This window comes from Pseudomonas sp. LBUM1644 (assembly GCF_059716195.1).
In genome coordinates, this window is the sequence record NZ_CP166812.1 from 5,580,119 (window position 1) to 5,606,636 (window position 26,518).

Sequence of the window (26,518 nt, forward strand, 5' to 3'; positions counted from 1 at the left end):
CCGTTTGCCGTCAGAGCACATGAAGACAGCCACTTGAAGACGAGACCTATCGATGCGGATTATTCAAGCGACCCTCGAACACCTGGACATGCTGACCCCGTTGTTCGTCAAATATCGCGAGTTTTATGGCTCCCTGCCGTATCCGGACTCGTCCCGGGCGTTCCTCGAGAAACGCCTGCGACGCAAGGAGTCGGTGATCTACCTGGCCCTGGCCGATGACGACACCCACAAACTGATGGGTTTCTGTCAGTTGTATCCAAGCTTTTCGTCGCTTTCGCTTAAACGGGTATGGATTCTCAACGACATCTACGTCGCCGAAGACGCCCGCCGTCAGTTAGTGGCCGACAACCTGATCCGCACCGCGAAGAAAATGGCCAAGGAAACCAATGCCGTGCGCATGCGCGTTTCCACCAGCGCCAACAACGAAGTCGCGCAGAAAACCTACGAATCCATCGGGTTCAAAGAAGACACCGAGTTCAAGAACTATGTGTTGCCGATCAGCGAAGAGCTGTAAGACCTTAAAAGATCGCAGCCTTCGGCAGCTCCTACAGGGATCGCGTAAATCTGTAGGAGCTGCCGAAGGCTGCGATCTTTGCCCCACAGACACCGCAAAACCCAGAAATCCCCCGCTACACACTGGACGCGCTTTTCACGTTTCAGCCCGTATAATGCCGGCCTTTCCGGCTTGTAAGAAAAACTACACCCGTCTGTAGGCTTTCGCGAAGTCATCCGCACAGGCCTGCCGAGTCGGGCCGTCACCACAGGTGCCCCCCATGGATTTCAACCCGCTCGACCTTATCCTGCATCTCGATGTTTACCTCGACATGCTGGTCAACAACTACGGGCCATGGATCTACGCCATTCTGTTTCTGGTGATCTTCTGCGAAACCGGCCTGGTGGTGATGCCATTCCTGCCGGGCGATTCCCTACTGTTCATCGCCGGCGCCGTGGCAGCCGGTGGCGGCATGGACCCTGTGCTGCTGGGCGGACTGCTGATGCTGGCGGCCATCCTCGGTGACAGCACCAACTATGTGATCGGACGAACGGCCGGCGAGCGTTTGTTCAGCAATCCGAACTCGAAGATCTTCCGGCGCGACTACCTGCAACAAACCCACGACTTCTATGAGAAGCACGGCGGTAAAACCGTCACCCTCGCACGCTTCCTGCCGATCATCCGCACCTTTGCACCCTTCGTCGCCGGCGTGGCCAAAATGCCGTACCCGCGCTTCTTCGCCTTTAGCATCCTCGGCACGATCGTGTGGGTCGGCGGCCTGGTGACGCTGGGTTACTTCTTCGGCAACGTACCGTTCATCAAGCAAAACCTGTCGCTGCTGGTCGTGGGTATCATTCTGCTGTCGCTGGTTCCGATGATCATCGGCATGGTCCGCAGCCGCTTCGGCAATGCGGCGTCCAAAGCCCAATCACGCTAAATGGGTATGTGGTCGCTAAGCGCCTGGCGTCGCCAACGCACGTTGGCCAAACACCCGATTGCCGACGATATGTGGCAGCGGGTACGCCACCACCTGAGTTTTCTCGACGGGATCACTGACGAACAAGACCAGTGGTTGCGTGAAGCCAGCGTGCTGTTCCTCCAGGACAAACACCTGACTGCCCTGCCCGGCGTCGAACTCCATCAGGAGCAACGCCTGCTGCTTGCCGCCCAGGCTCAATTGCCACTGCTGAACCTGGGTGACCTGAACTGGTATCAGGGTTTCCACGAAATCGTCCTCTACCCCGATGACTTCCTCAGCCCCCAGCGCCATCGCGATGCCAGTGGCGTCGAGCACGAATGGGACGGCGAGCATAGCGGCGAAGCCTGGCAGCAAGGCCCGATCATCCTCGCCTGGCCCGGCGTGATGGCCAGCGGTGGCTGGGAAGGCTACAACCTGGTGATCCACGAGCTAGCGCACAAACTCGACATGCTCAACGGCGACGCCAACGGCCTGCCACCGCTGCACCCCGACATGCGGGTCAGCGAATGGGCCAAGGTTATGCAAGAAGCCTACGACGACCTTGATGGTCAACTGGATCGCAACCCCGACGCCGAAACCGCCATCGATCCCTACGCGGCGGAAAACCCCGCCGAGTTCTTTGCCGTCACCAGTGAATACTTCTTCAGCGCCCCGGACTTGCTGCACGAGGCGTATCCTCGGGTTTACGAGCAGCTGAAGTTGTTTTACCGCCAGGATCCGTTGGCAAGACTCAAGCAACTTCAGGCCGAAGACCCGGTCTATCAGACACCCGACTAAGGTCGGGTACGTGGCATCGAAGGCGGAATATGCCTATAATCGCCGCCACTTTTTGGTCAATCCGGCCAAGTGTTTTTGGTCAACTAACGGGGGCACCGCCCAATGAGCTACAGCAAGATTCCGGCTGGCAAAGACCTGCCGAACGACATCTACGTCGCGATCGAGATTCCGGCCAACCACGCCCCGATCAAATACGAAATCGACAAAGACAGCGATTGCCTGTTCGTTGACCGTTTCATGGCCACCCCGATGTTCTACCCGGCCAACTACGGTTTCATCCCAAACACCCTGGCTGACGACGGTGACCCCCTCGACGTGCTGGTCGTGACCCCTTACCCGGTTGCCCCAGGTTCGGTGATCCGCGCTCGTCCGGTCGGCATCCTGAACATGACCGACGACGGCGGCGGCGATGCCAAAGTCATCGCAGTCCCACACGACAAGCTGTCCCAGCTGTACGTCGACGTGAAGGAATACACCGACCTGCCACCGCTGCTGATTCAGCAGATCGAGCACTTCTTCGCGAACTACAAAGACCTCGAAAAAGGCAAATGGGTGAAGATCGAAGGCTGGGCCGGTGCAGACGCCGCCCGCGACGCGATCATGAAGTCGGTTGCTGCTTATAAAGGCTGAGCCGCCACTGGCCTTGCGCCACTGACGACTTGAAAAAACCCCGGTTAATCCGGGGTTTTTTGTGGGCGCAGGAAAGGCTTTAAACGCAGCGTTTAACAATTCGGCGCTTCTGTTTTTTCTTGTTTAATTTTTACCTAATACGTCTTACATGCGGTCGTAAATTTCCCGCGCATTTTGAACGGTTCGTTTATTCAAAGCCGCGCCATACGCCCGTAGACTCATGTTTATGAAGAAAAAAAACACAAGCGGTCCACGGTTTAAAGCGCTCCTCAAGGCGGCGAACATCACGACGACGGGATTCGCCGAATTTCTCGACACGGCGCCGCAAAACGTCCACAACTGGTACACCCGCGGTGTGCCCGATCACTGCATGGAAGCCGTCGCCAGAAAGCTCTCGGTGAACAGTGAGTGGCTCAAATGCTTGGAAGGCCCGAAAGATGCCAGACACCTGCGGCTGGTCGACGAGACCGGCAACACCTTCGACGCCCAGGCCATCCGGGGCATCTACACCGTTATCGAGCCCACCGATGTCGAGTTGTTCTTTTACAAAGAAGTGCCTGTCGCCCAGGGCTCCAATAAAACGCACGTCATTGAAGACACAAACCAACCCATCCGGCTGCCCCGCAGCCATCTCGACTCACTGGAAATCAACCACGCGGATGCCATCTGCGCCTGCATGATCGGCAACAGCATGGACGAAAAGATTGAAGACGGTTCAACCCTCGCCATCGATCGCGGCCTGACCCAGATCATTGACGGCGAGATTTACGCAATCGAACACGACGGGATGCTGCGAATAAAGTATCTGCACCGGATGCCGGGGAATGGCTTGCGCTTGCGCAGCCACAACAGCGCCGAATACCCGGACGAGGTCTTCAGGGCCGCGCAAATCGAAGAGCAGAACATCAGGGTATTGGGCTGGGTATTCTGGTGGTCGACCCTCAACAAACGCCGACCACCCGTGCCGTTCCTATGAACACCTTGGTAGCAGCTGGCGAAGCCTGCGTCCGACTGCGCAGCAGTCGTAAACCCTGTATCTGCGGTGTATCTGTAACACCGCGGTGAATGGATTTACGACTGCTGCGCAGTCGGACGCAGGCTTCGCCAGCTGCTACAAATCACGTGATAGCGCGAGGACGCACACCAAGCTGGGAATTCCCCAAAAAAATCAGTATGCTGCGCCCCACATTTGCGCATCGACCCGCCCCGCGGCCCTGATCGCACCGACAAGGCAGATGATTTTCTCGCCGAGTCCCACAGCCGGACGCAAGATCCGGGTGTACGTTTTGAAGGCTGGCGCGGTTTACCAAAAATGAACCAAGCCAGTCCCCGAGAAGCCGGCCACAAGCCGGCTTTTTAATGCCTGAAATAATCCTGCCCCAAGGATCACCTTGCTAACCAAGGCGATCACCACTCTGGTAACCGATATCGTCAGACTTCGAGTGCCGTGATTTTCATCGCAACAGCCTGCTGCTGTTGTGCCTGCAAAATCGCGCAGACCCGCAAATTCAGAGACACGTACTCGTCCCAACTGTATTGATGGGCGTAGCGCAGGGTGTATTGACGATCCACTCGACAGATGTCCGGGCGCTCTGAGTAGATGGTGCAACCTTTGGCGGTTGCATCGTAGTGCTTGCAAGTGCCGTCGCCACGATCCAGGAACCGGGTTTCCTCGGCAACGTGTACATGCTGGCAGCACAGCCCGCATTGGCTGCAGGGGAAGGCGGAGGTTGATATGACAGGGCTTTGCATAAAAATGTTACCGCTATGACGCGGCACCGTTAGCAACAGGAACATTGGGTGGATTGCCCGCGCCTAGGCGCGGGCAAGGCGTTTTATGCGGAGGGAGTATCCAGGCTCGCTTTCTGTCCGCTCGCTACGGCTGCGACATCCTTGATGCGCTTTTCCGTTGCCAACACCAGATTGCCGTCCTTATCCAGAATAGCCGTGTCGATCATGGCCTTGAGCAACTGGGCAAACTTGACTGAGTGGAAAACCACTTTCTTGCTTTCATCCGAATAGGTGCGGTAATCCACGCCATTGTTATCGATGATTTTTTTCAGTTCGCTCACGGTGCGGCGCAATTGAGAGCTGATTTTGGAGAATGTCGCGTTCGCCAGCGAAGTCACTTTCTCGATAGCCTGCAGCTTGCCGGCCATCAACTCGGCTTGATCGCGGATAGTGCGAGCTTGCTCCAGGTTGCTGCGGGCAGTGTTCAGGGCTTCTTCGCCCTTGTTACCCAAAACGTGGCCGAAGATTGCCAACGCCGGGCCTGCGACGATGCCACCCAACACCATCATGCCTCCGGCCATGCCATAGCCACCGGCGGCCAACGAACCGCCACCCAGCCAGGCGAGTGTGGCGTTGGTGGCGGCAACGCCTCCCAGTGAAGAAATAGCCGTGCCCGTGCTCGCAGTGGCGAGCAACATGGTGCCGTTGTAGGCACCAAAGGCCAGCGCTGCACCACCTCCCATACCAGCACCCAGACCGAGGCCTGCATCCTTGAGTGCCTGGTAGTCCTGCCGTAAACCGGAGAGGGTTTTATTGGAAAAATCACCCGCGTTCAGTTTATCCAGCTCCGGACTCTGAGAGAGCTCGACGTTTTTCAAACGCTCGAAGGTTTCGATAAATTCGGCAACCACACCGTTGAACGCACGCAGTTTGCGCTGGCCATAGTCTTCCAGCGTAGCGTTGGTCGCCTTGCGCTGTTCTTCGACCTTTTGGTTGGCGGAGTTCACCATCGAGCGGGCGTCGGTATTGATGTCTTTAGCGTTGCTGTGGTCAATCGCACCGCCGACACCTTTGGCTGCTCCGTACAAACCGGCAGCGGCGGCTACAGCACCAATAATCAGGGGAATAGGCATGGTCGTATCCTTACTCGAGAATGATCGAAATGGTTTTGCTGACTTCCTGATTCAGCGTTTCGGCGCGCTCCAGGAGATCATCGAAGATGAAGTCTTCCAATTGATGATGTAGCTGAAACTCTTTGAGCAGCGCCCACTCGATGCTTGTGATGTGGCCGTCACGCAGGGCGACCAGCAGCAGCTCGAACAAGATGACTTTGGGCGTGGATGGCAGCTCGAATTTCTTGCCCTTGAGCAGCGCTTTCAAAACCGTCGTGGCGGCTTGTACGCGGGTTTCAGGCTTTTCCGCTTTAGGAATCGGAAATGTTTTCAGAATCTCGATGAGTCGAGATTTGACGTCTGTTGACGAAAAAATTGCCAAACCGGCGAAGGCAGATTGAGGGCTGGCGGATTGCTCAAGTTCAGCAATCAGTTCGCGCTCCTGCTCACCTTCCTGAATGGACAGTGCACTGAGATCAGTATCAGAGGTGAACTCGTCGGCAGTCTTTCCATCCCACAGAAGCGGTTTGTCGGCCAAGGCCAGCAGCTTCGCCAGTTCAATGAGGTGCAACTTGTCCGAATTGGACAGCAGTTTGATAAGCATGCAGGGGGTCGTCCTTTTTCCAGGGGTGCGTCAGGTCAAACAACGTGGGTTACAAGGTCAATGGGTCGTCGGAACTCATGAAATCGTCGAACTCTTCCATTGACTGAAACTGCAGTTGTTTTCCCAAGAGGGTGGCGTATTGATTGATGGCGGCAGCCAAGACATCGGCGTTGCTGTCGCCGGCGGAATTCACAATGGAAAACAAGTGTTCCGTTTCTCGGCGTAACTGAGGAATTTCGCGACGCGTGAAGTCATCCAGTTGCGCTTGTTCTTCTGCGATGCGGTCACGGGCAGCGGCTTCGATTGCACAGGTGCGCGCCAGTTGCTGACGAGAAAGCTCAACGCCACGGGCAGCATCCAATGCACTTTGGTAAAACAGAGACGAAAGGGTGTAGCCAATCATGCCGCCGATGGCAGCCCCGACAAAGGGGATGGGAATGGCGATCTGCCCGAGTGCAGCCATCATGCTGCTGGAGAGCATGCCTGCACCTTTCTCACCCACTTCGCTCAGCAACTGCGCCTCGCTGATCTCACCGCTGACGTAACGCTTGATCGAACTGCCCAGTGACAGGCAGATGTTGATCGCTAGCGCCGGTGCGTTCGTACCCGCGAGGGTGCGCAAGGTTTGATTGCTTGATTGCTGCATACCGCCTTTCAGCGCCGAGCCGGCAAAGGCAGTGCCATAGCCAAGTACGGCAGCTTTAGCCGTATCGACGGCTACATCTTGAGCAGCTTCACCGAATTGCTTTTTTTCCTGTGCAACGTTGAACGCATTGGTCAGCAACGAAATGACGCCACCGATGAGCGCGCCGTATTTGGCGCCCTCCATACCGGCACGGTGACTGGTACGGGCGATATCTTTCACCGTCTCACGCAGCGGCCTTTCGGCGTAATCGATGGCCTGCTCGGTGGTGATGCCAAGGTCAACGATGTCTTCTGCAGCAAGCTTGTCGAATTTATCCGCGCGTTCACGGAATTTTTCCGCCAGCTCAGGTTTTCCCTTCTGCTCTGCCTGCAGTGCGCGCTTCCTCAAGCCTTCCGAGCGATCCCGACAGTAAGTCTTGGCGTCTTCGACCTGCTCGCTCGGCAGTTCCAGTTTTTTGCCGAAATACTTGCTGTACTTGTGATCTTCGTGGCTGACCTGGTTGGCAACCCTGTTTCCGCTGGCTTCTAATTTTGTCTGGGCCTCATAAACGATCTCGCCCTTTTCATTCACACGGACCCGGTCCACTGCCTCACGGTATCTGGAGTCAGTTTCAATGCCGTAATGCTTCAAGTCGTCGCTGCGAATGGTGCGTTCGGCTGATTTGTTGATGATGGCTTCAGCGTTGTCGCGACTGGTACCCGAGATTTCGGCAGCCCAGCCCGCTCGTTGTTTGACGATGGTCTTTTCCTGGCTGACGCCTTTCAGGCCCTTGCTTAGAATTTTCCCGGCTTCATTGTCGACGCCGGTAAAACCTTTGATGTATTCGGCGTTGGCACTGCCATAGCGACTGACGGTTTCACTCGTGGACAACGCTGTTGCAGTGCGCGCGATATCCCGATTGATTTCGTCATTGTTGTGCTCATGCGCAGCGGTGGAAGCAGGAGTAGAGAGATCGCTGGGCTTCATGGTGTCTCCTGATAAAAATGTGCTTTGGCGGTGCCGGGGCGCACAAGCGGGCGTCGAGAGTCGCTGCCATGAAACGGCTCCAGGCTTTGCTCGGGGTAAGGCGGGGTTTTGTTTAGCCGCCAGGTGATTGACGGGAATGTTTCAGCGATTGGCTCACGATGTTCAATCGAATCCGGACTGGAAACGCTTTTGGACTCGCGAAGGATGACGCGGAACAGGATCCGGCGCCTGAATAGACTGTCGTTGGGATCTGACATGATGGGATAGCTCGAATCGACCTTGATCTGATAGTCCGCCGGCATCACATGCTGGCGAACGTTCCATTTAGTGGCTTTTTAACACTATCTGACGTTGTTCGCCATTAGCGGAAAGCCGAAGCCTCCCAAGCGCTCGGCGGGGCGCTAAAGACTGTTACGAAACCTTTCGCGGTCCAGTTCTTTTTTCAGATTGTCGATCGACTGGTTTTTTTTCATCATCAAGGCACCGACCACCAGACCGATCGCAAAACAGGCCAACTCTTTCATGGGAAACTCCTCGCAAGTTGATCAGGAAGATGAGGGCCATCCTCCACTCCGTCCTTCACACCGCCGGGATCAATGACTGCAATATCATCAGCTTTCCTTGCAGTTGCTCGACATGCGCTTTCTCCGCTCGCAAGGCCGAGCGCAATTCGCGATTTTCTGTTTCCCAGATGCGTGCCCAACGTGTGGCGGCCCGACAGTCCAGCATCATCTGCCAGATACGACGCAACCGCAGATACTGAAACAACAGGGTCAACATAATCACGCCAAGCAAAACCACCGCACCTGTAGAAACCACGTCCAACGTGTTCATATCCACTTCCCTCGTGAGTTCGAGTTATCTCGAAAGACAGCCACACGATATGTAGTGTTAGACGACAGGTCCACAATGTAGACTTATACAGGTAAAGAATTGGCGCACATGGAGAGGTTATGAAACGCAAGCAATCCATCGAGCAGGTCCGCTGGGACCTGGCACTGCGTTATCGTTTGATCGAGACCGTAACCTGGTGGGAAGGCCGGCTGACAACGGGACACTTGATCCAGAGCTTTGGAATCAGTCGGCAGCAGGCGTCGAAGGACATCAACACCTACATCAATGAACATGCGCCTAAAAACCTTACATATGACAAACAGATAAAGGGCTATGTGCCCAGCAAAGTGTTCAAACCACTGTTCATAGACGACAGCGCCAGCGCCTATTTGCACCTGCTGTATCAAAACAACGCACGCGCACCGCACATCGAAGGACTGGCCCTGGCTTACGCCCACACCAAGGTGCTCGAAGTACCCGATCGGTCGATCAAGGCGGAAGTCCTGCGTCCACTGCTCAAGGCCTGTCGCGACCATCTGCGCCTGGACATCGACTACGTCTCGCTGAATAGCCCAACCCCCGAGGGCCGCACAATTGCACCGCACACGCTGGTGTATACCGGCATGCGCTGGCACGTTCGCGCCTACTGCGAAAAAAATCGCCAGTACCGCGACTTCGTACTGAGCAGGTTTAGAGGCGTGCCCGACATGCGGGAGGATAAAACCGAAAACGGTATCGATGGAGATGATGTATGGAACACAGAGGTGCCGGTCATCATCAAGCCTGACGAACGCCTGGATAAAGCGCAGCGGGCAATCATTGAAATCGACTTTGGCATGACGGATGGACAGTTGGTCGTTCCAAGCCGCAGGGCACTGGTGAAGTATGTGTTGCAGCGCTACCAGATTGACCCGAAAAACCTGAACCCCATCGCTGAGGCGCAGCAGATTGTGGTCACCAACCTCAAGGAGTTGAAACCCTGGCTTTACGATTGAGCCAGGGTTTTTCCGAGCAACACCCAAGCGCTCAAAGTAACCAGGTTCTCGCAGGCGACTTGGGTTGAATCTCGACCACATTCAGCGCCTGCAGGATTGGCAAGACGTAAGTGATGTTTCTTTGGCCGTAATTGCCAGTGGCAGTCAAGCGGGAGGCTCGACAAAGAGGTCCCGCCTTTTCGGCGACTGTGTTTGCGTTTATCACACACGGTCCTCTTCGGTCATGATTATGACTGTGCAAATATTGTAGAGCCGCCTCGAAGGCGCTGCGAGGTATAACTATTGGTGTAGCGCCTGGCTTCACAGTGACCCCGTTGGCACTCACGGCCACTACCTCAAACGTCTTTTTCCCACTGGGTGTATTCAACTCAGCCAAGCCACTGATCAGTGGCCAGACGGCGGCAATGCTGTTTGCTGCTGAAAAACTCATTATGTTCATTCCTTATGGACAGAAAAGTACAACCGCTGCAGGCAGTGTCCTTGATTCGCCACAGCATTGCGGCGACAAATGCCAACCTGATTGTGTCAGCACCGCTTGCAGATTTCCCACCTCACGGATAACTAAACCCCTTAACCAACGTCAACTCCCCCACCGCCCGCATCGGCACCACAAACGTCTCCATCTTCTCGCCAGGCGTCCCCTCCTCCGTAATCACCGTCACCTGCGCCGTGGTCAGTGGCTGAACCGCATCCTCCTGCCCCTCCTCATCACTGCGATACCCGCCACCAAAATAATTCACATACACCAAATACTGCCCCTTGATCGGCGCCGGCATGGCGAAGATTTCCGGGCCATAACCCGTCGTCACGTCGACATCCAGTGCCGCGCCATTGGGTGCGACACGATCGCCGTACCAGATGTGCGCACCGTCCGGCGTGATCAGGTGCAGATCCAGGTCCGTGTTGTCGCTGTCCCACGACAGCAACACCCGCAACTTGGCCGGCGTGGCGCCACCACTGGCATTGAGGAATTGCGTGCGATGCCGTTGCTGGCCATCGGGGCTGCGGACTTCAACGCTGTTGCTGCCGTTGGGGAACGAGAACGGCCGATCAAAGCGGCCGGCAGGATCGATCTTCAGCGGCATGCTGACGCCATTGACGATCAACCGTCCCGGTTCAGCGGATTTTGGGGTGGCTTTGATCTGCCCGCTGATGCGCGCGGTGTTGGCCTGCCCCACCGGCGTATTGACCGACGAAGCCGGGTAGTTGACGGTCTGGCGGAAGGTCTCTCCTTCCCCTTCAACCGCACCGGTACGCCAGCCACCCACAGGGGTATCAAGGCTGACCGCGCCGGCAAACGTCGTCGGCAGTACGCAAAAAGAACAAAGGAACAGGAAGACCTGTGGATAACGGAGTTTCATGGCCTATTCCAGCAAGAGGTGGCGGGCGAGCCCTTCGATGTAGGTTTCATCCTGGCCGTTGGGATGTGCTTCGAAGGCCAGGTGCAGGTATTCGTGGGTCAGGTCGAGTCGGTCTTGCAGCGACAGCGCGCCGCGCACGTAGATGCGCTGGCGTTCGCGGTCGACGTAGGGGCGGCCGAAGGCCAGGCGGCAGACGGCGAAGGTGCTGACTTCGTTGTAGCCGACTTCGCTTTCGAGGCGTGGGCGCCAGCTGCGGCGTTGGGTTTGCAGCCAGTCTTGCGCGGCCGGAAGTGCTTCGCAGGAGGCGACGGGGTTGTCCCAGCGGCTGAGGCTGGCGCGCGGGTAGGCGTGCAGCAGAATGGCGTCGTAGCGTTGGCCGGCGTTGGCTTGTTCGACGGCTTGCTGCCAGGAGAGTTTGTCCGGGCCGGGTTGGTCGGAGTGGTAGGTGACGGTGCTGCCGGCCAGGACCAGATCGCTGGTCCAGGCGGCGATGTTGCGCGATTCGGCGGTGGCCGGGCGTGGGGCGACGCGCTGACGACTGCTGCTGTCGTCGATGCTCAGGCAGTCGCCGTTGCGGGTGGCGTTTTGCAGCAAGTAAGTACGAATGGCAACGGCCAGGGCTTTGGCGGCTTCAGCGGGTTCGGACTTGGCTTCGCGCTGGAGAACACGGGCAACGTATTCTTCGCGATCCACACGCGCGACAAGCTTTTGTGAAGCGCTGTCGCCCGTTAAAAACAACTCGCCGTCGCTGTGGATATCAAGCTGATTGCCGTTGACGAATTCGACGCGATAGTCACCCTGTAACGGCCCGGAAGAAACAACCCGATCCCCCGCCAGAACGCGCCCAATCGGATAGCGAGAAAACAGCCCCACTTCGACACAACGTCCCGCATCCAACGGCCAATCCACCGGCAACACCGACGCCAACGCAGCACCATAATGACGAAGAACCATCTGACTGGTCCCGCGCCCACCGGCCCAGATCGGCGTGCCATCCACCGTCCAACCGGCAAATCCACCCTGGCGCGACGATGGGTCCTGATCACCCAACCAACTCCAGGTTTTCACCCGCAGCCGGCTACCGAGTTCGCCTACGACATTGCCGTCAGCCGCGTTCAACACCACGTCCAGCAACACTCGCCGCGCCTGATCCTGCGCCGGCATCACGGCCAGCACTTTCAGCAACTCAGCCACGGAAATCCGCGTAGAAGGCTGCAACGACGGCAAGTCCAGCACCCACTCAGGCGCCTGCCTTAACTGCCAATATGCCCGCCAGTCAGCGCCAGTAATGCCAAGCCGTGCAGGTGAAAAATACAAACCGCACGACTTCACCAATGCCTGATCACGCTCAATTTTGCCACCGGCGGTGCAGCAATAAACCTCTTCCTTCGACTGCCCACGACACTCATAAGCCGGCTCACGTGCGCCGGTATCGACCAGCCAGCCATACACAAACAACTTCCACAGACTGCCCAATGGGGTTTGCAAATCAGTCGGCATTGGCTCGCGAGAAATCACCTGAGTCCGGCTCAGCGACAGCAATTCACCCTTGAAGCCCAGCCGCAGCGGCTCGTCCTGCGCTGTCGCCAGCGCAGGGAGCACACACAGCAGCCACCAGACCAGAGGGCGGATCACATCAATTGACCGTGACCTGGCCGAGCGCCGGTTTCTGTTCCTGCGCCTGATGCTGCGGCGCGTAGACCTGAGTGAAACGCACCGGCGGCAGATTGAACTGACCTTTTTGTGAGAAACGCACCAGGTGACGCAGGCGCAACTCGCCGCTCAGGGCATCCACTGGAATCGCGTAAGCCATCTGACCCGGCTCGAAACGCGCTTTCTCCAGCGTCGTCGGTTCAGTGCCTGCCTTGCCCATCAACTTGATGCCCCACGTGGTGCGCTCGACATCGGCGCCCGGCGGTAGCGGCACTTCGATCATCCCGTAGCGCAACGGCTTGGCGGCTTTGCTGGTGATGATCACTTCGTCCAGGTACAGACTGTCGCTGGACAACGGCTGGGTGCCGATCGCTTCCAGTTTGAAGGTGAACGCTTCATCACCCGGCACCAGGCGCGACAAACGACGAGTGATGGTCACAGGCATCGGATCTACAGGCGGTTGCCGGGTCAGGAAGCTCAATGCCGCCCGCAACGGACGCTCTTGCGTCCCGCTCAGCGACAACACGGCCGGGACGGGCGCAGCACCCTGCCACGTCCAATACATCTCGCCGGTATCACCGAACTGTTTTTTCCAGCCTTCACCCGGCGTCAGGGCGATGGTCGGCGAGGCCTGCTCGATGCTGCGTTGCAACCAGGTCAGCGCCAAGGCGCGTTCCAGGGTCGATTGCTGCGGCAACAAGCGTTGCAGCAGCGCTTGCGCGTGCGCCTGATCGAAGGTTTGCAGCGACAGGTTCAATGCTTCGGCAAACGGCTGGGAACTGACGGCCAGACGTTGCTGGGCGTCGGCCAGTTGACGATTGAAAGCATCGGGCAGATTGACCTTCGATTGCTTCGCCAACGAAGCGGTCAACACACGCGCCGCCGCCAGGCCCAGCGCCGAATCCGGATCGCTCATGACGATGCTGTCTTCGCCATCGTCCATCAGGTTCGCGGCATTGCCCTCGCCTGCTTTCGCCAGATCATCCATCAAACCGCTGAGCAAGGTGTTCACCGGCAACTGCATCTGTTTGGCGAACGACAGGATCAACGCGCGCTGCAACAGCGGCGTGTTTTTCGCCTGTTTTGAATAGACCTCCAGCACCCGCTGCCAATGCTCGGGCGGCAGGCTCAGCTCCAGCGCTTTACTCGCGTGCCAGTCGGCGTAATAGGCGTACGCGGTGAGGAACGCATCCGGCTCACCGTCCATGCCCCACCACGTGAAGCTCGCCGATGGCCCCGCCATTTGCACCAGGCGCAGGCGGCTGTTCTGCATGATCAGCCGCAGTCGATCACGGATCTGCGGATTCGACGCCAACGTCGGATAGGCGATGCTCAACGGCAGCAAGCGACTGGCCGTCTGCTCGACGCCGCCGTACGGATAGCTCAGCAAATCATCGAGCGCCGAGCGGAACAGCGCTTGCGGGCTGTCGTCCAGGCGCAGGCGAATATCCGTCGCGTCCGCCGGCAACGTCAGCGGCGTATCGCCGCTGGCCACGTCCAGGCTTTGGCTCTGCGTGACCTGCCAGCCTTCACCGGTCGCGGTCAGGCGCACGGCCAGTGCGTCAGCGGTTTTACCGTCCTGCACCAGTTCAGCGGTCCACTCGCCGGAGGCCAACGCAAACGCCGGCAGCGCGATGTAGTTGATGCCGTTGTTCAGGGTCACCGGTACGCGCTGATCCGCGCCGCCGTAATGAATCACCAGTTCAGCCTTGACCGGTTTTTCAGCCTGACTGAAAGCGAACACCCCGAGGTCCGGTTTATCGCCGGTGCGGAATTTGGTTGGCCCGCTCCACTTCAGGTACAGCGGTTTTTCCGAACGCACGAATTGTTTCTTCTGCCCGACCTGCCCGTCATCGGCGATGGCTCGCGCGGTGATGCGCCAGCGGGTCAGCGAGTCCGGCATCTTGAACGTGAAGCGGGTTTTACCGCTGGCGTCGGTGATCAGTTCCGGCTGCCACGCGGCGGTGTCGACGTCTTCACGGCGCGGTCGCTCGAGCACTTTGACGCCGCGCTCGCTGCGGTTGGCTTTGCCCGGTGCGCCAGGGCTGCCCGGCAACGCCACGTCGTAGCTGATGAACGACAAGCTGGCGCTGGTGCGCACGTTGTTGCGGCGTGGGTGGTAGAAGAACTGGTCGATGGTCGGCGCGACTTCCGGTTGCAGCGCGTAGACCATTTCGTCGACCACGCTGACCGTCAGGTGCGCCGGGATCGGCTTGCCGGCGAACTGGGTGCTGAGATCAACGGACACGGTATCGCCCGGCTGATACGTCTCTTTATCGGTGGCGATGGCCACGTCGATTTGCGGCGCGATCATCTTGATGCCGGCGTTCTGGAAGCTGTACTGACCGCCCTTGGTGTAGAGCACGGAAAACGTCAGGTTCGGTGCGAAGTTATCCTTCACCGGGATGCGCGCGCGGTATTGCGTCTCGCTGAGTTTTTCCAGCTTCAGCCAGTCCCCACCCTTGGACATCAGCGCCGTGGCCTCAACCTTGTCACGCTCCAGCGACAGCAGCGCATCGCTGACCGGCTCGGGGAACGTGATCAACGCCAGGGCTTCATCGCCGGCCTTGTACTCGGCTTTGTCGAGGACGATTTCCACGGTGCCGGGTACGGCTTTGACGCCGTCGCCAGTGACCGAATGGCCGGTCGCGCCGACCACCCGGCCATGCTCGTCCTTCAAGCTCAGGTTGTAAGTGCCCGGCCGGTCGAAGGCCACGGTGAAGCCTTTATCCGTGGCCGCGAGTTTGCCGTCGCCAGTGGTTTGGTCTTCCAGGCGTACCCAGCTGTAGCCGCTCGGCGTGACCGCTTTGCTCTGCTCGCTGCCACCCTCATTCAGATAACTGAATGCAACCTTGTCGCCCACCGCGCTGAAGCGCTGCGGCGCGCCAAGACGGAAACTCGCGGCGCCGCGGTCGATGAGGATTTCCTTGGTGGTCTTGACCCGATAGGCAGCGCCATCACTGGCAAACACGGTGAGCATGTAACGGCTCGGCTTTTCGGCAGCCGGCAGGTCGAGGGTCGCGTTGCCCTTGGAATCGGTGGTCAGTTCGGTGCTGGTCAGCTCCACCGGGAATTGCCCGAGGTATTGCAGTTCGTTGTCGACCATCGACAGTTGCTGGGCACGCAGGCTCAGGGTCAATTTGGCGTCAGCCACCGGTTTGCCGTCCGGGTACAGCAACACCAGATTGCCTTTCACCGGTTCGCCGGTGCGGTAATCGGGTTTGGCCAGGTTGAGTGAGATTTCGAAGTGCGGCTTGATGTATTCGGCCACGCGGAAGGCGCTGCTGTAGGCCTGGTCCTTGTAGCTGAAACGCAGTTCATAGCCACCCGCGACGGCATTGTCCGGCAATTGGAAACGCCCTTGGGTGCCAGCCTTCGAATCCAGTTTCAGCGCCAGCGATTGCAGCGCGGTGCCGGTGGCATCGAGCACAGTCACGTTGACATCGGCAGCGGTCGGCAGCACAGAATCGCGAGCGTTCTTGAACTCGCGCCCGACGATTTTGAGCGACACCCAATCACCCGGCCGATACAGCGGCCGATCAGTGAACGCATACAGTTTGGTGTCGTAGATTTCGCTGTCGTAATAGAAGTTTTCAGAGACGAACACCCCGCCCTCTTCGTCCTCGCCAATCACGAACGAACGCTCCGGGCTGACATGTTTCAACCGCAGCAAACCATCGGCATCGGTGGCGCCGCTGCTCATGACGCCGAGTCCATCGGTCCACAGCACATTGACCTTTGGCACCGAACTGCCTTCGTGTTTGCGCGCCGCCCAGACCACCAGTTCGTCACCGGCAATCTTGCTCACCGCCACGGTGTTGGAAACGAACACCATCGTGGTCGCACGGTACTTGCCGATCAGCGCTTCCACCAAGTACAGCCCCGGTTTCAAGTGGCCCAGTGGAATGTAGACGTTGCCCGGCGCGACGCTGACGAACTCGCTGGAAGAACCGGCCAGGTTTACGCCCTCAGGCGGCTGGATCGGTTTCGCTTCCCACAGTGGATAACGGAATTGGCTGACCACTGGAAGGCCAGGAATCAGTGCGAATTGCGGCTGGGCGTCGTAAGGCGTTGGCGCTGCAATCGCGGTGCCCATCTTCAGTTCCGGCACTTCCTCAGTGACTTGCTTGCGCGACTCGTAGGAAAACGCCCGCTGCATCACGCGTCGGGATTTGCGGTACCAGTTGTCCCACAGGTACGCGAGGGTATTCGACAGCCCTTCGCCCTTGAACTGGCCGTCGCTGACCACGCGGTGCAGGTTCTTCTGGCGCTTGAGGAAGTCCAGCGGCTTGTCGATGCGGTACACGCGAATGTCGGCGCCGCCGTAGGGTTCCATACGGAATCGGCGGTAGTCGCGACCTGGTGCTTCGAGGCGAACCATCGCTTGTTCATCCGTGGCGAAGCTGCTGTCGGCCAGCAGGAAAAAGCTTTCCCCGGCCACCGGCGTGTAGCCGCTCGGCTCGACGGTGTCCTCGGCGTTGACCGTCGAAAACGGCAGCACTAAAACCAACAGCAAAGGCAGAAAGCGCAGCATGCGAGCACCGATCATTGGGAGAGAAAGTTCAGTCGATAGACGCCGATGAAGTTGGGGTTGGCTGCGTCGGGTATCCATCGGGTGTCCTTCCATGTCATGAGTTGCTGCAGGCTCGCGGATCGCATGCCGTTGTCAGTGGGGGTGGTGGTGCCGGTGTGATAGGCGATGTAGCGGCCCATCCAGATCATCAGGTGCTGGTCGTCGCCCTGATCGAAAAACATCAGGTCGCCGGGCCGGGCTTGCGCCAGGTCCCGACCCACCAGATGGCTGTTGAACTGAATCAGTTTGATCGCGTTGACGTACGGCCCGACCTTGCCGCTGCCCTGCTGCCATTGTTGGGCGAGGCCGCGCTGGGCTTCGCTCAGTTGCAGCTCCGGCGGCAGGTAGCGATTGGACAGGCCATTGCTGCGCAGCCATTTGTCGTCGTGGACTTTAAGCGCTTCGTTGGCGGCAAAACGCACGAGCCCGGCGCAATCCTGCTGATACCAGCGCGGGCTCGGGCCTTGAGTCAGTTGTTCCTGGGCGATGCGCACAAACCAGGCGCGGAACACCTGGGATTGCTGCACATCGAGCGGCACGGTTTCGGCGGCGAAGACGCGACTGCCCAGCAACATCGCCAGCAGGCCGAGGCCTCGGATAAGTGCGGTCACAGCGCTTTCCATTCCAGTGGCAGCCACTGCCAATGGCCGTCAGGTTCGCTGCCTTCAGGCAAGGTCAGCGCATATTTGCCATAACCGCCGAGCTTGCGCAGTTTTGGGATCAGGTAGGTTTGCGCGGCGTTGTAGAACACCGGTTCCATGTCCTGCGGCAGGCTGTCGAGGGTTTCCTGCTGCATCAGTTGCGCCATGGAATCCGGGCCAAAATAGACCGGCATCAGCAAGTCTTTGGGAACCACGTCGGCCATTGGCGGGAAGCGTTTATCGAGGGTGCCGAGGGCTTTGTCCACGAGCTTGTCGTCCAGGGAAAACAACAACGTCGAACCGTGGCGCGCCAGGCTGACTTTCATGAACGCCTTGCCGGTGATCGCATCCGGGTTCTCCGCATCCTTGGCCGCATACGGGCCGAAGTTAGAGCTGACTTGGCGCTGCCACTGGTGATTGTCGCCTTCCTGCTTTTCCACCACGGGGAACGCGTGCTCTTCGACGTTGCCTTCGTAGGCGCCGACCATCGAGCCGAACAATTTGCCTAGATCGCCGTCGAGTTTGGCGCTGTCCTTGTCATTCAGGCTGGCGACCAGCAGCGGCGTATACAGCCGCGAATCGGCGTACCAGCACAGGCCGGCAGCACCGGCCATGTGTTCGGTCAACGCTTGGGCCACGTTATCCTCGGCACCCAGTTTCACCAGCAGCGGCTTCTGTTGCTCGGCGGCGAGCGGCAGGGCCACGCAGGCGCTGGCGCCCATCGGCATCGCTTGCCAGATCGGCTTGAAATCGAAATCCGGCTGGTTCTCCAGTTCATCCATGGCGAGGAAGCTGTGCCAGCCCTTGTCGTCCATGTCGAAACGCAGGCCGGCGAAGTTCGGGATGAAACGCTGATACCCCATGGCCAGGACGCTGGCGTTCACCGAGAGGCGTTGTTTCACCTCGGGGGCGCGGGGTTGCAGGCCGAAGGCTTCGGGGAACAGTTTGTCGCCGTTGAGCAACGCGGCGATGGCTTTGGTCGAAACGCTACCTGATTCTTCCGGCGCACCGCTTTCGGGATCGTAGAGTTTGGTCGGATTCGACAGCACCACCAACTTGTCGCCATGGGAGGCGAACAACAGCGCCTTACTGGCGTTGTAGCTCAGTTGATAGAGCGCCACATCGTCGGTGCCGACTTTCACCTCGCCGACTTTGGTCAGCTGTGAATCATCCAGCGCCACTTTGGCCAAGGGCTCGAGCACCTTGGCCAGACCTCCACGATCCATCACCAACAAAAAGTCTTTCAGACGACCATCCGCCCCGCGCCACAACGCCACGTCCGCCGGCTGATCGAACAGCTGCTCGATCAGGCTGTCCTGCAACTTCAGGTCATGCTCGTAAATGATTCGCCGCAAACTGCCGATCAACCCGAGCCGATCCACATGCGTTTCGTAATAGAAGACGAAATCTTCGGTCAGGGTTTCCTTTAGGAACGGCACCGCCAGCAAGTCCTTGGGCAATTGGCTCAAGGAGTGGGTTTCAAGCAGACCGTCCGGCCGGCTCATGCCCAGTTTGTCACTGGCAAGGGCCGCCGGCGGCGCCTTGGGCTTGTGCAGGAACCAGCCCAACCCGCCCGCTACGCCAGCCACCAGGCACAGCCCGACCAGCAGCGCCGGCCAACGGCGAGGAGTTTTGGCAGCAGGCGCAGCGGCGGCAGGAGTAGCAGTGTTATCGCTCATGTTCACGCTCATGTTCCCAAAGCTCAGCAATTCATCCGTGGTGGGGGATGCTTAATAGTTGAAAGTCTTGACCAGCAGCAGGTCACCGATCGCCCGCAGGGGCACGATGAAGGTCTCGCGTTTTTCGTCGACGGTGTTTTCGTTGAGCACCAGGTTGATCTGCGAGGTGATGACCTCGTTCTGGTTGCTGGCCTCATCGAAGTTATAGCCTTCGCTGCCGAAGTTGCCCCAATAGTTCACGTAAACCAGATAGGTGCCATGCATCGGCGCGGTCATGGTGAACATTTCCGGGCCGGGGCCATCGACGCCGTCGGGGTCCAGGCCGCCGCCATTGGTCAACGCCGTGAGGGCGAAAAACGCATGCTGGCCATCGGGAGTGATGATGTGCAGGTCGAGCTCGGCTTTCGGATCGTCCCAACCCAGCACCACGCGAATCCGCGCCGGGGTGCGCAAGTCGTTGGCTTCATAGAATTGAACGCGCTTGAGCGACTGGCCTTCGGCGCTGCGCACTTCGACGCTGTTGGAACCGGCGCCAAACGCATAGGGCCGGGCGAAACGTCCTTCGTCGTCGGTGTACAGGTTCAACGGATTGCCATTGACCGCCAGTGTGTGCGGCCCGCGCTGGGTGCCGATGGCCTTGAGCTGGCCTTCGATCATCGTGCGATTGCGCTGCACACCCCGGTCGATGGGCGGTGTGGGATAGGCGACTTGCGGGTTTTCGCTGCGGTCGAGCAAGCCGGAGTAGCGCCAGCCGCCGACAGGTTCCGTCAGCGCGGCCGTTGGATCGGCCCAGGCCGCGGTCGTGCAGGCCAGCCCCATCAGCAATAGAAGAAATGAACGCATGTGACGCCTCCTGCCATGCATAACGAAACCCTGCGCCTGATCCTAGGCGCGTTACAGATCCACAAACTGCGTTTCGTCAGAAAGACCCGTGACTATCGGGTCGTAGAAGGCGCGAAGGTTAGCCATTTGGCGAGTTTTAAACAATCAAATACATCTGAATTTGCGGCGGAGGTCATGGCGGTTGCTGGCAAGTTGTGTCTGGACGATTCGACAGGCCGACCGTGCACTTCGAAGCACCGCCCCGCCTCGGTCTGGAGCGGCAACTCGACGCCTTTCTAACCTGGTTTGAAGCCAGCCGAAAAACGTTGCTGCGCAGCCTGCAGCAGGCCATGGCGCGAATTGAATCGGTGCTGGGCAAGGCGCGTTTCTGGCAGGCGCATCGGGAGTCCGGGCTGTCAGTCGAACAAATCAAGGTCCTAAACCGCTTGCTCGATGGCGGGGCGCGAGGTTTCGCGGACGAGATCAGTGCGGCGCAGTATCAGGCGGTGGCCAAGGTGTCGAAGGCCACTGCGACTCGTCATCTGGCTGAATTGCTGGAGAAGGGTTGCCTCGAACGCCTTCCCGGCGGCGGGCGCAGTACCCGCTATCAAATCAGCTATCCCGATGACTCAACCCTGTAGGAGCTGCCGCAGGCTGCGATCTTTTGATTTTGTTTTTTAAAATCAAGATCAAAAGATCGCAGCCTGCGGCAGCTCCTACAAGGTCTATGAATTTGCCCATAACCCCCATGTCTGCTAGTGTCGCGCCGGTTTAACGTCAACCGGAAATAGCCGCCATGGCCCGCAAAAAAGCTGCACTGGATTTCGAACAATCCCTCGCCGACCTGCAAACGCTGGTAGAGCGACTGGAGAACGGCGAATTATCGCTGGAGGACTCGCTGACGGCTTTCGAGCAAGGCATCGGTCTGACCCGCGATTGCCAGGCGGCGCTGGCCCAGGCCGAGCAAAAAGTTCAGGTGTTGCTCGAACGCGATGGCGAATTGGCCGAGGAACCCTTCGACGCGGATCAGCCAGAATGATTGCAGCGTATACGGCGACCAGCCAGGCGCGTGTCAATGCGGCCCTGGAAACCCTGTTCAACGCGCCGAGCCCTGAGCTCGCCCGCCTCTATGAAGCCATGCGCTACAGCGTGATGAACGGCGGCAAGCGCGTGCGACCGCTGTTGGCCTACGCCGCCTGCGAAGCGTTGGGCGGCAAAGCCGAGCAGGCCAACGGTGCGGCCTGCGCGCTGGAACTGATTCACGCGTATTCGCTGGTGCACGACGATTTGCCAGCCATGGACGACGACGATCTGCGTCGCGGCCAGCCGACCACTCACAAGAAGTTCGACGAAGCCTGCGCGATTCTGGCCGGTGACGGCTTGCAGAGCCTGGCCTTCAGCGCCCTGCTCGATCCACGCTTGAGCGCCTCGGACGCTGAAATCCGCCTGCAAATGGCCAGCGCGCTGGCTTTGGCGGCGGGCCCGGCGGGCATGGTCGGCGGTCAGGCCATCGACCTCGGCTCTGTCGGTCTGAAACTCGATCAAAAAGCCCTCGAATATATGCACCGGCACAAGACCGGCGCGTTGATCGAGGTCAGCGTCAAACTCGGCGCCCTGGCCAGCGGCCGTGCGGAGAAGGACGAATTGAAGTCCTTGCAGACTTATGCACAGGCCATCGGTCTGGCGTTTCAGGTCCAGGACGACATTCTCGACGTCGAAAGCGATACCGAAACCCTCGGCAAGCGCCAGGGCGCCGACATCGCGCGCGACAAACCGACTTATCCGGCACTGCTCGGCCTCGATGCGGCCAAGGCTTATGCACTGGAACTGCGCGATCAAGCCCTGCACGCGCTGCGACCGTTTGACGCGGCTGCCGAGCCGTTGCGTGATCTGGCCCGTTATATCGTCGACCGCCGCAGCTGATGGCGTATCCGCCAACTTAAAACCAACGCGTGGGCAGGGGGCGATGCATCAGGTAAACTGCCGCATCTTTTATACCTATAACGATTCGCCTGATGCCCACGACGTTTCATGAGATTCCCCGCAAGCGCCCGACCACGCCCCTGCTCGACCGTGCGAACACGCCGGACGGCCTGCGCCGGTTAGGCGAAGCCGAGCTGGAAACCCTGGCCGATGAGTTGCGCCTGGAATTGCTCTACACGGTCGGTCAGACCGGCGGGCATTTCGGTGCCGGCCTGGGCGTCATCGAGCTGACCATCGCGTTGCATTACGTTTTCGACACCCCGGACGACCGGTTGGTGTGGGACGTGGGTCATCAGGCCTATCCGCACAAAATCCTCACCGGCCGTCGCGAGCGCATGGGCACCCTGCGCCAGAAGGACGGCGTCGCGGCCTTCCCGCGTCGTTCCGAGAGCGAGTACGACACCTTTGGCGTCGGCCACTCCAGCACGTCGATCAGCGCAGCGCTGGGCATGGCCATTGCCGCCCGCCTGCAGAACAGTGATCGCAAGGCAATCGCCGTGATCGGCGACGGTGCGTTGACGGCCGGCATGGCGTTCGAGGCGCTGAACCACGCGCCGGAAGTGAACGCCAACATGCTGGTGATCCTCAACGACAACGACATGTCGATCTCGCGCAATGTCGGCGGCTTGTCGAATTACCTGGCGAAGATCCTGTCCAGCCGCACTTACGCGAGCATGCGCGAAGGCAGCAAGAAAGTGCTGTCGCGCTTGCCCGGCGCCTGGGAAATCGCCCGTCGCACCGAAGAATACGCCAAAGGCATGCTGGTTCCCGGCACGCTGTTCGAAGAGCTGGGCTGGAACTACATCGGCCCGATCGATGGCCACGACCTGCCGACCCTGATCGCCACCTTGCGCAACATGCGCGATCTGAAAGGTCCGCAGTTCCTGCACATCGTCACCAAGAAAGGCAAAGGCTTCGCCCCGGCGGAAGTCGACCCGATCGGTTACCACGCCATCACCAAGCTCGAACCGCTGGACGCTCCCGCCGCTGCGCCAAAAAAGGCCGGCGGGCCGAAGTACTCCGGCGTGTTCGGCGAGTGGCTGTGCGACATGGCCGCTGCGGACCCACGCCTGGTCGGCATCACGCCGGCGATGAAGGAAGGCTCCGATCTGGTGGCCTTCAGCGAACGTTTCCCGCTGCGCTATTTCGACGTGGCGATTGCCGAGCAACACGCCGTGACCCTCGCGGCCGGTATGGCCTGCGAAGGCGCGAAACCGGTGGTGGCGATTTATTCGACGTTCCTGCAACGCGGCTATGACCAACTGATCCATGACGTCGCGGTGCAAAACCTCGACGTGCTGTTCGCCATCGACCGCGCCGGTCTGGTGGGCGAAGACGGCCCGACGCATGCGGGCAGTTTCGACTTGTCGTTCCTGCGCTGCATTCCCGGCATGCTGGTGATGACGCCGAGTGACGAAAACGAACTGCGCAAAATGCTCAGCACCGGGCACCTGTACAACGGCCCGGCGGCCGTGCGTTATCCGCGCGGCAATGGCCCGAATGCGACCATCGAGAAAAACCTTGAGCCGATAGAAATTGGCAAAGGTGTGGTGCGCCGCCAGGGCAATAAAGTGGCGCTGCTGGTGTTCGGTGTGCAATTGGTCGAAGCGCTGAAAGTTGCCGAGACGCTGGATGCCACGGTGGTCGATATGCGTTTCGTCAAACCCCTCGACGAGGAACTGGTTCGCGAAATCGCCGGAAGCCACGAGTTGCTGGTGACCATCGAAGAGAACGCCATCATGGGCGGCGCCGGTGGCGCGGTCAGCGAGTTCCTCGCCCGCGAGAACATCCTCAAGTCGATGCTGCATTTGGGCTTGCCGGATAGTTACGTCGAACACGCCAAGCCTGCGCAAATGCTGGCTGAGTGCGGGCTGGATGAAGCCGGGATCGAGGCGTCGGTTCGCGAGCGCCTGCAACGCCTGTAAACCCGCTCTCCCTGTAGGAGCTGCCGAAGGCTGCGATCTTTTGATCTTGCTCTTCGGCAGCTTCAAATCTGCAAAAAGCACAATCAAAAGATCGCAGCCTTCGGCAGCTCCTACATGGGGGTTGCGTCGTATCTGAAATCTCGGGTTCCCCATGAAATTCTCCCCCCTCGCCCTGACGCTGACCCTTCTGCCAGCCGGCCAACTCCTGGCCGACACCTTCGAACGTGACCAGGCCCTGAAGCTCCCCGATGTGCTGATCAGCGCCAACCGTCAGGTCGAAGCGCGCAATGACAGCAGCGCTGCCAATACCGTTTTCACCCGCGACGACATCGACCGCTTGCAACCGAACAGCGTCACGGACCTGCTGCGTCGGGTTCCGGGCGTGCAAGTCGGGCAAACCGGCGGGCGTGGCAGCCTGCCGGGCATTTACATTCGTGGCACCAACTCGGCCCAAAGCCTGGTACTGGTGGACGGCCAACGGATCGGCAACTCGACCTCCGGCGACAGCAACCTGCAACACATCAACATCGAACAGGTCGAGCGTGTAGAAGTGCTGCGCGGCTCCCGCTCGGTGATTTACGGCAGCGATGCGATTGGCGGGGTCATCCAGATTTTCACCCGTCGCGGCGCCGAGCCAGGCTTACAACCGCGGATGCACGTAGGGGTTGGCAGCAATCAAACCTGGGAACGCAGCCTGGGATTGTCTGGTGGTGACGAGCAAACCCGCTTCAACCTCGGCGCCAGCCTCGATGAGACTGCCGGGATCAATCGCACCCACCAGTCGTATCCCAGCGACGGCGATCATGACGAGTACCGCAACAAGTCGGTGAGTCTGAGCGTGAGCCACGCCTTGACCGATGACATTGAAGTCGGCGCCAACCTGCTGGATAACCGTGGCAAGAGTGAGTTCGACAACCCCTTCGGCCGCTTCGACCTGGACACGTTCGAGTCAGTCCAGCAGCAGCCCTACAGCGAGTTCGACGTCAGCAGCGTCAGCAGTTATGTCGACGCTCGGGTCAACGACCTCTGGAAAACCCGCGTCGAATTCGGCCACAGCGAAAACCGCGAGAAGACCCTCGATAAGCTCAGCGATGAGCGCAGCGTGTTCAATACCTACCGCGACTCTGTGAACTGGCAGAACGACTTGACGCTCGACGAGCGCAACAGCCTGATGCTCGGCGGCGACTGGTACGAAGACCGCATCAACAGCAGCACGGCGTTCGATGAGGACAGCCGCTGGAACCGCGCGGCGTTTATCCAGCATCGCTATCAAGCGGACAGTTTCTCCACGGAACTGGGTTTGCGCCGCGACCAAAACCAGCAGTTCGGCGGCCAGAACAGCTGGAGCGGCACCTTTACCTTGCCTTTGAATCCAGACAACGACGTGTTGCTGACCTACAGCGAAGGCTTCCGCGCGCCAACCTTCAATGACCTGTACTACCCGGACTTCAGCAACCCGGACCTCAAGCCCGAAACGTCGAAAAGTTACGAACTGCAGTGGCGCAGCCAGTTGACCGACACCAGTCGGCTGGAGGCGTCGCTGTATCGCACGGACCTGGAAGACGCGATTATTTTCGGCAGCAACTCACGGCCGCAGAACGTGGCGTCAGCGCGGATCAACGGCTTCGAGGCGGCACTGAAGCAGGAACTGTTCGGCTGGCAGAGCAATCTTGGCGTGGCGATCATCGATCCGCGGGATCGCGACAGCGGGCATACGTTAGCCCGGCGCGCGCGACGCACGTTGAGCCTGGATCTGGATCGACAATTTGATCGCCTGGGCCTCGGCGCCAGCTGGCAAGCGGTGAGTAGCAGTTATGACGACTTGAACAATCAGCAGCCGTTGGGCGGGTATGCATTGTTGGGGTTGCGCAGTAGCTGGGAACTCAACCGTGAAATCAAGCTTGAGCTGAAGGTCGATAACCTCCTGGACAAGGGTTACAGCCGGGCGTTGTATAGCCATGACGGCAGTGAGTACGGGTATCGCGAGGAGGGTCGGGCATGGATGTTCGGGGTGACCTGGACACCTGAAGTCCGCTGAGATCACCTGTAGGAGCTGCCGAAGGCTGCGATCTTTTGATTTTTATTTTTTTTGATGGATTTAGAACAACCAAAGA

At 59.1% G+C, this 26,518-nt stretch carries 23 protein-coding genes and 1 pseudogene; 11 read left to right on the top strand and 13 right to left on the bottom strand.

From position 1 onward, the window contains the following. Positions 1-52: 52 nt before the first annotated feature. The 5 genes from ACA052_RS25595 (at position 53) to ACA052_RS25615 (ending at position 3,855) form a co-directional block, all read left to right on the top strand. The gene (locus tag ACA052_RS25595) at positions 53-514 is read left to right on the top strand and encodes a GNAT family N-acetyltransferase (RefSeq protein ID WP_497647337.1); all 462 of its coding nucleotides are present in this window, start codon (positions 53-55) and stop codon (positions 512-514) included. Between the two features lie 259 nt (positions 515-773). Next, positions 774-1,430 carry a DedA family protein gene (locus ACA052_RS25600; RefSeq protein WP_497647338.1) on the top strand — a complete coding sequence of 219 codons (657 nt, stop codon included), beginning with the start codon at positions 774-776 and terminating at the stop codon, positions 1,428-1,430. A gap of 6 nt (positions 1,431-1,436) precedes the next feature. After that, entirely contained in the window at positions 1,437-2,249 is an 813-nt protein-coding gene (locus tag ACA052_RS25605) for a M90 family metallopeptidase (protein WP_497647339.1), read from the top strand. A 102-nt stretch (positions 2,250-2,351) separates the two neighbouring features. Continuing rightward, positions 2,352-2,879, top strand: a complete 528-nt coding sequence (ppa, locus tag ACA052_RS25610; RefSeq protein ID WP_414910588.1) for an inorganic diphosphatase — start codon at positions 2,352-2,354, stop codon at positions 2,877-2,879. A gap of 226 nt (positions 2,880-3,105) precedes the next feature. After that, entirely contained in the window at positions 3,106-3,855 is a 750-nt protein-coding gene (locus tag ACA052_RS25615) for a S24 family peptidase (protein ID WP_497647340.1), read from the top strand. 455 nt (positions 3,856-4,310) lie between these two features. On the opposite strand, the gene ACA052_RS25620 is transcribed toward ACA052_RS25615, so the two are convergent. From ACA052_RS25620 to ACA052_RS25650, 7 genes are all read right to left on the bottom strand, one after another. Continuing rightward, positions 4,311-4,676 carry a YkgJ family cysteine cluster protein gene (locus tag ACA052_RS25620; RefSeq protein WP_497647341.1) on the bottom strand — a complete coding sequence of 122 codons (366 nt, stop codon included), beginning with the start codon at positions 4,674-4,676 and terminating at the stop codon, positions 4,311-4,313. Positions 4,677-4,714: 38 nt separating this feature from the next. Continuing rightward, positions 4,715-5,743, bottom strand: a complete 1,029-nt coding sequence (locus ACA052_RS25625; protein WP_497647342.1) for a hypothetical protein — start codon at positions 5,741-5,743, stop codon at positions 4,715-4,717. Positions 5,744-5,753: 10 nt separating this feature from the next. Beyond that, positions 5,754-6,326 (bottom strand): hypothetical protein, encoded by a 573-nt coding sequence (locus ACA052_RS25630; RefSeq protein WP_497647343.1) that lies wholly within the window; start codon positions 6,324-6,326, stop codon positions 5,754-5,756. A 49-nt stretch (positions 6,327-6,375) separates the two neighbouring features. Next, positions 6,376-7,938, bottom strand: coding sequence for a hypothetical protein (locus tag ACA052_RS25635; RefSeq protein ID WP_497647344.1), 1,563 nt, complete (start codon positions 7,936-7,938; stop codon positions 6,376-6,378). Then, positions 7,935-8,240, bottom strand: coding sequence for a hypothetical protein (locus ACA052_RS25640; RefSeq protein WP_497647345.1), 306 nt, complete (start codon positions 8,238-8,240; stop codon positions 7,935-7,937). The genes ACA052_RS25635 and ACA052_RS25640 overlap by 4 nt, the downstream gene beginning before the upstream one ends. A 99-nt stretch (positions 8,241-8,339) precedes the next feature. Beyond that, entirely contained in the window at positions 8,340-8,462 is a 123-nt protein-coding gene (locus ACA052_RS25645) for a hypothetical protein (RefSeq protein ID WP_497647346.1), read from the bottom strand. A 55-nt stretch (positions 8,463-8,517) separates the two neighbouring features. Beyond that, positions 8,518-8,772, bottom strand: a complete 255-nt coding sequence (locus ACA052_RS25650; RefSeq protein ID WP_497647347.1) for a hypothetical protein — start codon at positions 8,770-8,772, stop codon at positions 8,518-8,520. 119 nt (positions 8,773-8,891) lie between these two features. On the opposite strand from ACA052_RS25650, the gene ACA052_RS25655 reads away from it, so the two are divergent. Next, positions 8,892-9,767 (top strand): helix-turn-helix transcriptional regulator, encoded by an 876-nt coding sequence (locus tag ACA052_RS25655; protein WP_497647348.1) that lies wholly within the window; start codon positions 8,892-8,894, stop codon positions 9,765-9,767. A gap of 551 nt (positions 9,768-10,318) precedes the next feature. On the opposite strand, the gene ACA052_RS25660 is transcribed toward ACA052_RS25655, so the two are convergent. Genes ACA052_RS25660 through ACA052_RS25685 form a run of 6 tightly spaced genes read right to left on the bottom strand, consistent with a single transcriptional unit; the run spans position 10,319 to position 20,517 of the window. Beyond that, a complete protein-coding gene (locus tag ACA052_RS25660) occupies positions 10,319-11,128 on the bottom strand; it encodes a YfaP family protein (protein WP_497647349.1) in 810 nt (269 codons plus the stop codon). A gap of 3 nt (positions 11,129-11,131) precedes the next feature. Continuing rightward, the gene (locus tag ACA052_RS25665; protein ID WP_497647350.1) at positions 11,132-12,763 is read right to left on the bottom strand and encodes a DUF2300 domain-containing protein; all 1,632 of its coding nucleotides are present in this window, start codon (positions 12,761-12,763) and stop codon (positions 11,132-11,134) included. 1 nt (position 12,764) lies between these two features. Further along, positions 12,765-17,330: an alpha-2-macroglobulin family protein gene (locus tag ACA052_RS25670; RefSeq protein ID WP_497650400.1), complete on the bottom strand. Its 4,566-nt coding sequence runs from the start codon at positions 17,328-17,330 to the stop codon at positions 12,765-12,767. Further along, positions 17,327-17,977, bottom strand: a complete 651-nt coding sequence (locus ACA052_RS25675) for a DUF1175 domain-containing protein (protein ID WP_497647351.1) — start codon at positions 17,975-17,977, stop codon at positions 17,327-17,329. The genes ACA052_RS25670 and ACA052_RS25675 overlap by 4 nt, the downstream gene beginning before the upstream one ends. Then, entirely contained in the window at positions 17,962-19,674 is a 1,713-nt protein-coding gene (locus ACA052_RS25680) for a DUF2138 domain-containing protein (RefSeq protein WP_497647352.1), read from the bottom strand. Before ACA052_RS25680 ends, ACA052_RS25675 begins: the two co-directional genes overlap by 16 nt. Before the next feature lie 51 nt (positions 19,675-19,725). Next, a complete protein-coding gene (locus tag ACA052_RS25685) occupies positions 19,726-20,517 on the bottom strand; it encodes a YfaP family protein (RefSeq protein WP_497647353.1) in 792 nt (263 codons plus the stop codon). A gap of 188 nt (positions 20,518-20,705) precedes the next feature. Between ACA052_RS25685 and ACA052_RS25690 the strand changes: the two are divergent. From ACA052_RS25690 to ACA052_RS25710, 5 genes and pseudogenes are all read left to right on the top strand, one after another. Then, positions 20,706-21,137: pseudogene (locus tag ACA052_RS25690) on the top strand (hypothetical protein); the annotation flags it as partial. A 155-nt stretch (positions 21,138-21,292) separates the two neighbouring features. After that, on the top strand, positions 21,293-21,535 hold the full coding sequence (locus ACA052_RS25695; RefSeq protein WP_007894317.1) for an exodeoxyribonuclease VII small subunit: 243 nt from the start codon (positions 21,293-21,295) through the stop codon (positions 21,533-21,535). Further along, the gene (locus tag ACA052_RS25700; RefSeq protein WP_497647354.1) at positions 21,532-22,419 is read left to right on the top strand and encodes a polyprenyl synthetase family protein; all 888 of its coding nucleotides are present in this window, start codon (positions 21,532-21,534) and stop codon (positions 22,417-22,419) included. Before ACA052_RS25695 ends, ACA052_RS25700 begins: the two co-directional genes overlap by 4 nt. 92 nt (positions 22,420-22,511) lie before the next feature. Continuing rightward, the gene (gene dxs, locus ACA052_RS25705; protein WP_497647355.1) at positions 22,512-24,404 is read left to right on the top strand and encodes a 1-deoxy-D-xylulose-5-phosphate synthase; all 1,893 of its coding nucleotides are present in this window, start codon (positions 22,512-22,514) and stop codon (positions 24,402-24,404) included. A 151-nt stretch (positions 24,405-24,555) separates the two neighbouring features. Then, positions 24,556-26,442, top strand: a complete 1,887-nt coding sequence (locus tag ACA052_RS25710; RefSeq protein WP_497647356.1) for a TonB-dependent receptor domain-containing protein — start codon at positions 24,556-24,558, stop codon at positions 26,440-26,442. The last annotated feature ends 76 nt before the right edge of the window (positions 26,443-26,518 follow it).